The following is a 12,735-nucleotide window of genomic DNA, read 5'->3' as shown; positions in this document are numbered from 1 at the left end:
TTGTTGTCATGTTTACAACAACCCTACTCCTTGATATGACCGCCAATCTCGGTGTTTTATTGGGTGCTTCTGGCTTGCCCTAATCGCCAACAATAGCGCGATAACTATGAGCAAAATTTGCAGGTAAAATAACGTCTCCCGCATTGAAAACAGTTCCATCGCTGGCTTGCCATTTTAGTGCTTTACCGGTGCTGGAACCCTTTGGTAAAACAAAGCTGTTCAAATCACTGTTAATTTTAAAAATATCTTCCCCAATGAACCTCAAGCCAGCAGGCAAATCCACATGGCTTAGGCGGTTAGCAAGAAACGCTTTGTGCCCAATGGACGTAAGCCCAGCAGGTAGATCCACACTGGTTAAGCGGTTATCTCTAAACGCACTATCCGCAATCGACGTAAGCCCCGCAGGCAAGTCTACGCTGATTAAGAAGTTTACATTAAACGCACTTTCCTCGATGGTCGTTATTCCAGCAGGCAACGTTAAATTGACTATGCGGTTATTTTGGAACGCAAAATCACCAATGGATGTAACCCCAGCGGGCAAATCCACGGTGATGAGGCTGTTATCTCGAAATGCGCTGCTCTGAACCGACGTCAGCCCAGCAGGCCATGTCACGCTGATTATGCTATTGGTGGCAAACGCGCTTTGTTCGATAGTGGTCAGCCCTTCAGGCAAATCCACACTGGTTATATTGTTGAACTCAAAAGCAGCATCGCCAATGGATGTCAGCCCAGCGGGTAATTCTATTTTGCTTATGCGGTTATTCTGAAAAGCGAATTCGCCGATGGATTTAAGCCCGGCAGGAAAAACCACACTGGTTAAGCCATTTGCTTGAAAGGCATTACCGCCAATCCCCTTTATCTTTTGTCCGTCGAGCATGTCAGGAATAATAATATCCGGTTGATGATTATTGCCATTAATGTCAGTAAGAATAGATGAGGTAATTATTCCATCGACTACCGTCACATCTGTTGTTTTGAGGGTATAAGGTGTTTGTGAATTGGCTATAAAACTGAGTGCAAACAAAACGATTGCACTGAATATCATTCTACTCATCTTCATATTCTATGATCTCCTGGTAAGCTGTATTTGAAGTGTTGGGAAGGTATCGCCTCTAGGCCATATCAATTTATTCGAGAACATAAAGTGCGATTTCAACTTCATGAAATGACTATATAATCGGGTCACATTTTCATATGAACCCGATTATTCTCAATTAAATATCAAATAGTTAAGGCTATTGAACTGACATTTTACCAGTGGTAGCTAGCACCAAATGTAATACGACGGTCTGTCAGTCCTTGGAAACACAATAAAGAACCCTCAGTAACACAGGATTGCTCGACTTCTGATTCCGTTAAGTTCACCGCTTCAATGCCAATGTTCAATTGCTCAGTTACATCATAACTAACGCTGGCATTAAGTTGCCCTCTGTCTTCTTGTACAACCATGAAACCCCAAGGGTAACTAGATGTACTACCAAAATCTTCTGAACGATAAGCTTCACGCCATGTATAACGCATACGTGCTGAAAGACCGTACTTTTCGTAATACAAGGTGAAGTTATACGCATTTTCAGAAAGATCCGGTAATCCATGCAAAGCAGAAACATCGATATCATCTATCCCTGTTGAAGCTGCAAAGACCGCATTCGCGCGATTTGTGGCATTATCAATTGCTTCACCACCATCGAACTTTTGGATGGTGTAGTTAGCTAGAATACCAAAGCCCGATGCCCAACCTAACTCATCTTCAAAGCCAGATAGATCATACTGGACAGCCATTTCAATCCCTTTTTGAGTAGTTTTCCCGGTGTCATTGATGGTAGTCGACCAAGGCACACAAACACCTACACCAACAGGACCGAATACATTGATATCAGCAATGGGATTCCAGATGCCGCCTTGCTCACACTCAGGACCGATAATGTCACGAAAACCAGTCTCAGGATCTTCATACGGGTCGTTTTGTTGACCAACGTGTAAGTCTTTACGTGTTTTATGGAAGTAACCTATGCTCACAACACTTGCTTCTGCAAAATACCACTCAGCAGAGATATCAAATGAGGTTACTTCTTCAGGGACTAAGCCAGGATTACCCACTGAAACGGCTGGGTTAGGGCTTGTTGAATAGGTAACTGAAGTTGAAAGGTCGTTAAAGTCAGGTCGGCGAATATCTTTTCCCCAACCCGCGCGCAGAACGATGTCGTCTGTTACATCAGCAACAATGTTGATTCTGGGTAGTAGGAAATCATAGTCACCAACGGTTGTGACCTGTGAAATAGTAGGGTCGCCATTAGCATCTGTGGTAATTGAGTTACCTGTTGAAGCCACTTCGGTTTCTAAATAACGGACACCAAAATTACCGCGTATGTATTCGGTTGAGAAGTTTGCCTGCGCGTAAATAGCGTCAGTAGTTTCTTCAATATCAAAGAATGCGTTAACTTCTGAAGTGGGTGCAGTAATGGGAATGGAACCACCATGTGCAGTAACCGCTTCATTGAGTATGCGTAACACCTTGTCTTGACCGGCCGTTATCATTTCAGGATTTACCATAAGGAAATCTTTAACAAATAACTCTCTGCCATCTGCATCACCAAAGTTATCAGGGCCTGCAGTGAGAAGCTCTGCGAACAAATCACCTCTCGGGCTATCTGAATAATTTCTTAAACTAACGTTGGCACGAATTTGGTCAGTCATACTAGTGGCTTTACTATGACGATATCCAAGGTCAAGTGTGGTAAACACAGACCAATCTAAGTCATAGACAAAATCAGCTCGAAAAGCGTCTTCAGTGTTTTCGGTAAGATCTCGCGCTGTGTCTACTGACCGTAACATATAGTTAGCTGGGTCCATCATGTCTGCTACACTTGGTGCGTTTGCCGCATCAAATGCAATACCAAAAGCGAGTGAGCCACCGGTTAAGTCATATTCGAATGGGGTTCCATTTTCATTAGATGAATTAACCGCTGCATTAGGGTTGATAAAGTTAAGAGTGGTGTTAATTCTTGGATTGGTGGATTCAGAATTAGAGGATGCCACCTCTACAGTGACTTTTAAGTTTTCACCTTGCCATTCACCGCCAAGCCTAAATATTTCACTCTTGGTTACACGTGAACTAGTATCGCCTGCAAAGCGCAAGTTGGGATCGGCACCGCCATCTTCTACCGGAATAACACCTTTTAATGCCGCTTGGATACTGCCAAGATCTTGGCCATCTAAATTACCAAAGTTAACGGTTTCGAATTCACTAGGCACGGAAATACCAATCAGGTCACTGACACCAGATGCCTGTGCAGATATACTTTCTGCGTAGCGCTGTTGATCATTGATAACGGCATCAAAGTAAAATTTCATATCCGCATTGGGAGCCCATTCTAAGGAGCCAGCAAAATTCTTTGTTTCGTATTCATGGTTATCGTAATCTTGGTTAAGAAATTGAATTCCTAAAAAATCAAACTCTTGCGCATTGACTGTACCTCCGTCTGAAGTAACAACGTTGTCTCGGTCAACTCGAGGACGGAATGCAGTCACGTCTTGCTCAGCATAACTAGCGCTAAAAACAATACCAAATTCACCGATGTCGGTTTCCCAATTGTCGCCGTAGGTTCCTGACAATCGAGGCTTCACACCATCAGTAGAAAGACTACTGGATTCACCTTGCACTCTTACTGAGGCTAATGTTTCATTTAATTGCAAGGGACGAATGGTGCGTAAGTTAATAGTGCCACCCACAGAACCTTCGATGGTTTTTGCATCAGGTGCTTTGGTAACTTCAACACCTGCAATTATTGAAGCAGAAACATCTTCAAAGTTAATGCCGCTTCGACCAGCCCCTGAGCCAACCGTAGAAACACCATTAATTTCCGTTCGGTTTGCGTTGGTGCCACGGATCTGCACGCCTGTGCCCACACCCGCAGAACGCGTAATTTGTATACCTGTGACATTTTCTAAAACCTCAGCAAGGTTTTGGTCAGGCAATTTACCAATATCTACCGCTTCGATAACTTCAACCAGATTATTTGATTCGCGTTTTTCTAAAAGTGCACTTGTAAGCGCACTGCGTATTCCGCTTACCTGTATAACTTCAAGCTCTTCATCAACTTGCGCTTCTTGCGCCAAAATGGTTGGTGCTGTCAGCATCGCAACTAACGCTGCACTGTATATTCCTGTATTTGTTCTACGACTCTTTAATACAGAACTTATTTTATTAAGTTTCGCTTTCATGTGGTCTCCATTTACTTGGTAGTGTCATATTTATTGTGTATGTCTTAGCTATTTGTAAATAAATTGTTGTAACGGCGGAGCCAACCAGTTTGTCGTCTGCGTATGCTGAGTGAGCACTGTGTATTCGTTATACATAGCAATTTTGGCCTCATACTAAGTCACCAATCTGATTGAGTATAGATGACAACAAAACCGGTTTACTAAACCGGTTTATTGAATTAAATTAACATAAAATTACAGAATGTCAATATTCGAGTATTTAGGGGGTTAAGGAATTAACACGACGAGCAGATCGCCCAGAGAAATAAAATGCGCACAGCACACAAAAGACGTTAACGAATAAGTCAGGTTGGCTATAGCCCATCCAATAGATGTTGGTATTGTTCTGTGTTTAGTTGGCATAAGACCTCTTTTGAAAGCAGAGGTCTTGTCTGATGTAGATTAGCTTAGATTGATTATTGTTGCTTTGCTAGACGCGCTTAGGTTAGGCCCAAGAGCAGAATTTGCGTGGTTTTATTCAGCTTGCCCCCACAACGATTGCGAGTTTATGCACATCTTGCCATCAACAAATCCAAACCCACCGGGACGATCCTTAGCAATTAAAGCCGGGCCATCTAAATCCACAAAGTCAGCTTCGGCGGCCAACAAATAAGCAGGTGCCATTGCCAGAGATGAGCCAACCATACAGCCCACCATGATTTTAAGATTGTGTTGCTTTGCTAAGCGCAGTAGCCTCAATGCTTCAGTCAATCCGCCGGTTTTGTCGAGTTTGATGTTCACCGCTTGATATAGAGGAAGTAATCGCTCTAAGTCATCGCTGGTGTGGCAAGACTCATCGGCACAAATTGGAATACTCGACTTAAAATCAGCCAAAGCCTGATCATCACCACTGGGTAAAGGTTGTTCAATTAGGGCCACCTTGCATTCCCTTAAAGGTTCAACCACCTTCTCTAACAACTCGATGCCCCAAGCTTCATTGGCATCAACAATAAACTCACTGTTTGGGCATACTGCATGGATTGCTTGCATCCTTGCAACCACATCTTGCTCATCAAGCTTCACTTTGATTACTTTATTTGCCGCTAACTTAGCGGCCGCTTTCGCCATATTATCAACACTATCAATGCTAATGGTTTGCGCACTGTGACAAGACGATAATTGCGGCATACCAGCTAACTCAGCGACACTGCGGTGCTGTTGTTTGCTGTGCAGATCCCACAGCGCGCAATCTAAGGCATTTCTTGCCGAACCTGCGGGTAACAAGCTGCTCAATTGGTGCAACTGTTGTGTGCTGACAATCTGATCTTTGATACTTTCTAACTGCCTACATACAGCCTGTATTGTTTCGCCATAATGACTATAAGGTACAGCTTCCGCCCAACCTCGATATTTGCCATCAGTTATAGAGACAACCACTACGTCGGCGGCGGTTTTTTCGCCACGGGAAATCCGAAAAGGAGTAATCAGTGGAAAACTTTCAGTAACAACGCGAATATCTAAACTCATAGCAAATTATCTACGATAGAAGTCACTCCGTGACGAATTGGATCACTACAGGGTAAACCGGTTTGCTGACTGATCTCTTTGCATATTTGTAATGCTGAATCAGCATCAACAGAAGATGTATTCACTGCAATACCGACAACCCGCGCTTGCGGATTGGTAAGTTGAGCAGCGGCTAAATTAAGTGCAATGGTTTGTTCAATAGAAGGCAATGCTTGATGAGTAAGCCCGCGCATATGTTGTCGACCTAGAGCATGACAAACCACCAGCGCATCTGGCTGTGAACCATGTAACAAGCCTAAGCTTACGCCAGCAAAAGCTGGATGAGACAAGGAACCTTGCCCTTCTATGATGTCCCAGTGATCAGCGCTATTTTCTGGACTAATCGTTTCTGCAGCGCCAGAAATGAAATCGGCAATAACACAATCAATGGCCACACCTGTTCCCGACACCAAAATTCCACTTTGTCCAGTTGCTCTGAAGGTGGCTGGAAGTTGCCTTCCCTGAATCTCTTTAGTGAGACTAAGAGAAGTGTACATTTTGCCAACCGAACAATCTGTGCCAACGGTCAAAAGGCGATTACCAAGACGTTTTTTACCTGTTCCCGTTCTAAACCGAGTGACGGGATGACGAATATCAATCAGTTGAAGATTAAGCTCGTCAGCCTTTTGCTGCAATACTGGAATATCGGTTAACTTGTCGTGTAAACCGCTCACAATATCCATACCAGCATCCATTGCTTCGAGTATTGTAGGTATCCAACTTGAGTCAAGGAATCCTCCGCTATTAGCGAAGCCTAACACAAAGCTTTTGGCCCCTGCTTTAGCCGCCTCTTGAATATTCATTGATGGGCAGCCTGTAGTAACACTGCAACCTGGCAAGCGGTATTCAGCTAAGCATTTTTCAGGACTCCAATCAGCAGCACTTCGAGCCATTTTAATGCTAAGCGAATCCGTAGCGTCTCCTACAAATAGCAAATACGGATAGTTAATATTCATCAAGATTCCTTTAAAATAGATATCACTCCATATTAAAGATATTTTATGCGAACTAAATTAGTATGATTTAGGTGAGTCATAACTCCAGGTTATTGCTGGTTATAGACGAGGTTCAATTCGGCCCTGACAAAATCCAAAAAGTGTTCACAAATCCGAGATAGCGGTCGCGTTTCTAAATGTAGCCCTTTTATTTTGAAATCCAAAGGGGGATTAAACGGCGAGACACCGACATTATCAGTGATATTGCTGATTGCTGTGAGTTTATCAATAGTACAGCAGCCCATTCCTTTATCGACCAAACTTGCAGCGATGTAGTAGGTATCAACCTGCATATTACTGTGAGTTTCCATGCCCAGAGACTCGAAGCGATCTAAGACTAAATCACCGAGTGGGCCACTATCCCAGATACTAATTAATTCCTGTTCCGCCAGAGACTCAACGCTAACAATTTTAGTGTCTGCAGGAAACGATTGTTTGGGATATAAAATAACCACTTCACTGCTGCCTAATTCAACTTCTTCAATTCCTGGTAGAGGAGGTGATGAATAAAGTAGCGCGAGGTCACACTTATGTTCTAACAAAGTTTGCAGTGCGTCATCATTGTGCATAGTTTGTAATTTAAACTGAACATGGGGGTGCACTTCCCTGAATTTAGCAATCGAACGAGGGATAACACCAAAACCAAGGCCAGGGGTTAATGCAATATCGATGACGCCACTATCACGGCGATTAATATTTTCTGCTAATGCGTTTATCGAACGAAGCTGTTTGTATAATTTATCGATTTCCGGAAAAAGTGTTTTCGCTTCACTCGTTGGAATAAGCTTACCTTTATTACGTTGGAATAAATCGAACCCCAATTGTTGTTCTGCATGAGATAGCACTTTAGAAACCGAAGGCTGAGATACATAAAGTAATTTAGCCGCATTAGTAATTGAGCCTGTAGTGTAAATAGCATGAAAGACTTCGATATGACGTAAACGCATTAATTTTTCCAAGTTGAATAAATTTTAGGATACCATAGGGGATAATCTGGCAGCATAAATTTTAGCGTGCCCCAACCCCTATTTTAAACTTTAAAAAATTGAAAAATAGCCAGCGATAACACTCAAAAATAATCATAAGCGTACCGCGGACAGCAATACTCACCAAGTCAATTATTGGAAGCCTTTGTGTGTCAGCCCATAACCATAGGCTATAACTAGCAGATTTTTTATTAATTGTGTTCATAAACATAATTGTAGAGTGTAGTACTCGCAAAAATAATAACTTTCTAAGCAAATTAGGAAAGAACCTAGGAAAACAGATAATGCCAAAGACCAACACATCACACTATCGCAAAAGTAAGCTAAATATAGCGATACTTGCCGCTATCGGGTCACTTTCAATTTCCGGAATAGCTGCAGCGAATCAGCAAAACAGTCAAGATAATTTATCCCTCGAAAAGCAGTCCCAACAAACTACTCTAGAACAAGTTGACTCAACCGTAGATGGCAATGAAAAATCTAAAGATGTAGAAAAAATCATTGTTGTAGGTTCCAGCATCAAGGGCGCAAATATAACAGGCGCTTTGCCCGTCACATTAATTGATGCCAGCGATATAGAAGCGATTGGCGCGACTTCTGGAATCGAATTATTTGCATCTATTCCAAGTAACGGCAGCGTTAATTTTAACGGTAATGACGTGGTTAGCGGCGTATACCAATCTCGCGGTGATGTAGCGTCAATCAACCTACGCAGTATAGGTACTGGTAATACCTTGGTGCTGTTCAACGGCCGAAGAATGGTACAACACCCTGGTACCCAAACTGAAAATTCAGTACCTGTTACAACCGTAAATATGAACTCAATCCCTGTACTGGGCATTGACCGAGTGGAGATTTTGCATGACGGTGCAGCAGCGATATATGGATCTGATGCCGTCGCGGGTGTGGTTAACACTGAGATGCGTAAAGATTTCGCCGGCTATAAATTTGACGTTCAATATGGTCAGGCTGAAAATACCAGTAGAGAAAAGTTAAATATAAATACCTTAGCTGGTTGGGACATTAACGATGGCATGACCAACATCACCACTGCAATCAACTATTATCATGGTTCAGAAGTGATGGCTTCCGAAATCGACTATGCCGCCGATGCAGATAAACGTAGCTTCTTAGTAGGAACGGACTGGGAAGGTGATACCAATTTCCGAAATACATCTACCACAACGCCTTGGGGAAGATTTGATGCAAGTCAGTCAGTTACAGGCCTAACCTCATCCGCAGGACGTTTTCATGTTGAACCTGTAGATGCAACCGATAGTAACCAACAATGTGTTCTAGCTAATGGTTTATGTTTAGATAGCGGCAGTATTACTACCAATACGCAAGCCTATAATACCAACAGTGTTCGCACCATGATCCCAGAAACTGAGCGTTTAAACACCTTTGTTTACCTAAATCATGAACTGAACGATGACGTTAGTTTATACGGTGAGTTAGGTTACTACTGGGCTGAATCAAACTCTCAACGTGCAGAAACTGCAACACTTACCTCAGCTCCGGTCACCATTGCCAGCACAGCTTATTGGAACCCTCTTGGTAGTGGTCCAAATAGACTTTCTGGCTATGACACCCCAGCTGAAGGTTTAGACATATCAATTAATGCCTACCGCGTAGTCGATGCGGGTACCCGTAATATCAATGTCGAAAATACATCTTATCGTGTACTAGGTGGTGCCACAGGTTCATACAAGGATTGGGAGTGGGATTCCGCGGCTTTGTATTCAAAAGCAAAAACCGTTGATACAACCCATAATCGTATTAGTCTAAGTTTGTTTCAAGATGCCGTGAATCGTCTCGATGAAAGTGCATATAACACTTTCTGTGGCGCAACCTGTAACTCACAAGAGACTATCGATAGTTTTCTTATCGATGTAAGTCGGTCTGGCGAAACAGCGCTGGGTTTAGTTGATTTCAAATTTTCCAATGCGAATCTATTTAGTTTGCCAGCAGGTAATGTTGGAGCAGCTTTTGGCACAGAATGGCGCTATGAAAGCTTCGAAAATATTTATGATGACCGATTAAACGGCACCACTGTCTATACTGATGATGTGACTGGCTTAGCATATGAATCAGACGTAATGGGCTCCAGTGGACAACCTAATGCGGATGGATCACGTAATGTTTTATCTGCCTTCGTTGAATTTGCAGGTCCGTTAATTAGTCCAGAAATGGAAATTCCGTTAGTCCATAAACTAGACTTCCAAGTAGCTGGTCGTTATGAGCGCTACAATGATGTTGGGGATGTATTCAAACCTAAAGCCGTTCTTAGTTGGTATCCAGTTGAATCACTACAGATTCGCGGTTCATATGCTGAAGGATTTCGCGCTCCTAACTTAGAGCAATTGCACACAGCAAGTACCACCCGAGTTAACTACCCGGTTGATTACTATCGTTGCCAAGCCCAGATCAACAAAGGTGAGTTAGACAGTATCAGTCAATGCAGCAGTGGTGATAGTGCTGAGAACATTCGTTTGGGTAACACCGAACTTGATCCAGAAAAAGACTACAACTACGGCTTAGGATTGGTTTTCACACCTGAATTTATCGATAACTTAACATTGACCACGGATTACTGGCGCATAGAGCAAGAAGACTTAATTGGAATCCGCTCTTACCAAAATATTGCTGACCTAGATTATTATCAGCGCTTAAATGGCAGTTCTAACCCTAACGTTATTCGTGAAGAAGTGAACGCTGATGACATCGCTTTTTATGAAGGTTCTGGATTAGAAGCTGTGGGTGATATGAGTGAGATTATTGGTTTATTTGAAAACCTTGATTCGCGCACCACCGAAGGTCTCGATATTGGCGCTTACTATAAGTTAAACAATACCAGCATCGGTGACTTCTCATTTAAGTTTAACGCGGCTAAGTTGTTAAAAGCGTATCAATCAATCGATTCTGAATCCGCAAAATTACAAGAACTGGGTCTAACATTAGACGATGTGGGTGATTTAATTCAATTAGATGGCCGTCCTGAATGGCAAGCAAGTACTACTATTACTTGGCGCTATAATAATTGGGGAGCTGGGATCTACGGTAAATATGTAGGTGATTTCTACGATACCAGCGCCGTTAATGATAACTCAGGCGAGTTCTGGACAGTCGATAGCTGGACAACCTTTAGTATCTACGGTCAATATACTTTCGACCAAGGTTCATTAGAAGGTACAAAAATGCGTTTAGGTGTACGTAATCTATTCGACAAAGCGCCACCATTGGCCGATGAAACATACGGTTACGACGCCAGTCTGCACAGCGCTGAAGGACGTTATTTGTACCTTAATTTAAGCATGAGCTTCGATTAAGCAGCGTTTTTTTTACACTTTAATCGGGCGACTTAGTCGCCCTTTTTCACTATAGAGTAATCCCTAAAATGTATAACAATTGCCGACTGCGGTTCTTTTCAATATTATTTGTAGCAATCACATCCTGTGCCGCTTGCACTCAAAAATCTGAATCAATCGATATGATTATCACAGGTAAAAATATTTATACTGGTAATGAGCAACCAGCATTTTCAGGTTATATCGGCATTGATAAAGGCAATATTTCTTTTATTAGCGATACGCTTCCTGCGCATATTACTGCCACACAAACCATAGATGCAGGTGACAACATCATAGCGCCAGGTTTTATTGATACCCATACCCATGCCTGCAATGATTTTGGTAAAGACTCCCCGAATACAAATGTGAACTACACCACCCAAGGTGTAACCACTGTTTTTTGCAATGTCGATGGTGGCGGTAGCGTTGATGTCGCGGCAAAACTTAATCAATATGAACAACAAGGAATAGGCACAAATGTCGCCCTCTACGTTGGTCATGGCTCAATTCGTAAAGCGGTCATGGGCATAGAAGATCGCGCTCCAACCGATGCTGAGCTTGAGCAAATGAAAAGCCTAGTAGAACAAGCAATGAAAGCCGGAGCCTTAGGACTTTCAACAGGCTTGTATTATGTACCCGGTAATTACGCGATGACCAGTGAAGTGGTTGAACTAGCAAAAGTCGCAGCCCAGTATAATGGTGCCTATGACAGTCATATTCGCGACGAAAGCAGCTACAGCATAGGGCTGGTTAACGCAATTAAAGAAGTCATTCAAATTGGTCAACAAGCAGACATTCCCGTGCACGTTGCGCATATCAAATCATTAGGCGTTGACGTTTGGGGTAAAAGCGCAGAGGTGATCAAGTTAATAGACGAAGCTCGGCAACAAGGTATCGACGTTACTGCAGATCAATATCCTTGGCGCGCTTCAGGAACCAGCGTAGCAGGTAGTTTGGTACCAAGATATATCATGGCAGGTAGCAAAGAAGCGTATCATGCTCGAATGGAAGATGACGCACTATGGCCAACCTTGAAATTAGAAATGGCTGAAAATTTAAGACGCAGAGGCGGCGCAGAGTCGTTACTCATTAGTGATCCCAAACGCCCCGACATACGCGGAAAAACCCTAGCCGAGGTTGCAAGTTTGTGGGAGATTGAGCCAATTGATGCAGCTCGTCAAATTATTCTAGAAGGTAATGCGCGGGTCGCCAGTTTCAATATGTCTGATCAAGATATGAAAGCTTATATGACGCAATCTTGGGTAATGACCTCTTCCGATGGCAGCACTGGCCATCCTCGAAAATATGGCACTTTCCCCAAAAAGTTTCGTGAATATGTTAAACAGAAAGGTTGGTTAAGCACCCAAGAGTTTATTCAACGCAGTAGTTATTTACCTGCTAAAACCTTTGGATTGACAGGCAGAGGCGAATTGAAAGCGGGTTACGTTGCCGATATCGTAATATTTAATCCTGAGACTTATCAGCAAAAAGCGAGCTACTTACAGCCTACCGAACTTAGTGAGGGAGTAGAATGGTTAATCGTTAATGGCCAACCTGTCATTGAACAAAGCGTCGTTAATCAGACCTTAGCAGGACACCCCATCCGTCAATCTTCAGCATCAAGGTAAAATAACC

7 protein-coding genes are annotated in these 12,735 nt (G+C 42.9%); 2 read left to right on the top strand and 5 right to left on the bottom strand.

From position 1 onward, the window contains the following. Positions 1-79: 79 nt before the first annotated feature. The 5 genes from ABWV72_RS06000 to ABWV72_RS05980 all read right to left on the bottom strand — a co-directional run bounded on the left by ABWV72_RS06000 (position 80) and on the right by ABWV72_RS05980 (position 7,711). Complete coding sequence (locus ABWV72_RS06000; RefSeq protein WP_353369313.1) at positions 80-1,060, bottom strand: leucine-rich repeat domain-containing protein; 981 nt, start codon at positions 1,058-1,060, stop codon at positions 80-82. A gap of 191 nt (positions 1,061-1,251) precedes the next feature. After that, positions 1,252-4,224, bottom strand: coding sequence for a TonB-dependent receptor (locus ABWV72_RS05995; protein ID WP_502902121.1), 2,973 nt, complete (start codon positions 4,222-4,224; stop codon positions 1,252-1,254). Between the two features lie 513 nt (positions 4,225-4,737). Further along, entirely contained in the window at positions 4,738-5,730 is a 993-nt protein-coding gene (gene dgcA, locus ABWV72_RS05990) for an N-acetyl-D-Glu racemase DgcA (protein ID WP_353369311.1), read from the bottom strand. Then, positions 5,727-6,725, bottom strand: coding sequence for an N-acetyltransferase DgcN (gene dgcN / locus ABWV72_RS05985; protein ID WP_353369309.1), 999 nt, complete (start codon positions 6,723-6,725; stop codon positions 5,727-5,729). The genes dgcA and dgcN overlap by 4 nt, the downstream gene beginning before the upstream one ends. An 89-nt stretch (positions 6,726-6,814) precedes the next feature. Continuing rightward, the gene (locus tag ABWV72_RS05980; protein WP_353369307.1) at positions 6,815-7,711 is read right to left on the bottom strand and encodes a LysR family transcriptional regulator; all 897 of its coding nucleotides are present in this window, start codon (positions 7,709-7,711) and stop codon (positions 6,815-6,817) included. Positions 7,712-8,034: 323 nt separating this feature from the next. On the opposite strand from ABWV72_RS05980, the gene ABWV72_RS05975 reads away from it, so the two are divergent. Together ABWV72_RS05975 and ABWV72_RS05970 are read left to right on the top strand one after the other, a co-directional pair. Next, positions 8,035-11,079, top strand: a complete 3,045-nt coding sequence (locus ABWV72_RS05975; RefSeq protein WP_353369305.1) for a TonB-dependent receptor domain-containing protein — start codon at positions 8,035-8,037, stop codon at positions 11,077-11,079. Between the two features lie 68 nt (positions 11,080-11,147). After that, positions 11,148-12,728, top strand: a complete 1,581-nt coding sequence (locus ABWV72_RS05970; protein ID WP_353369303.1) for an N-acyl-D-amino-acid deacylase family protein — start codon at positions 11,148-11,150, stop codon at positions 12,726-12,728. The last annotated feature ends 7 nt before the right edge of the window (positions 12,729-12,735 follow it).

Source organism: Aliiglaciecola sp. NS0011-25, assembly GCF_040370605.1.
GTDB lineage: Bacteria > Pseudomonadota > Gammaproteobacteria > Enterobacterales > Alteromonadaceae > Aliiglaciecola > Aliiglaciecola lipolytica_A.
The sequence above is the reverse complement of the archived record's forward strand: the minus strand, read 5'-3'. Positions and strand labels throughout refer to the sequence as shown.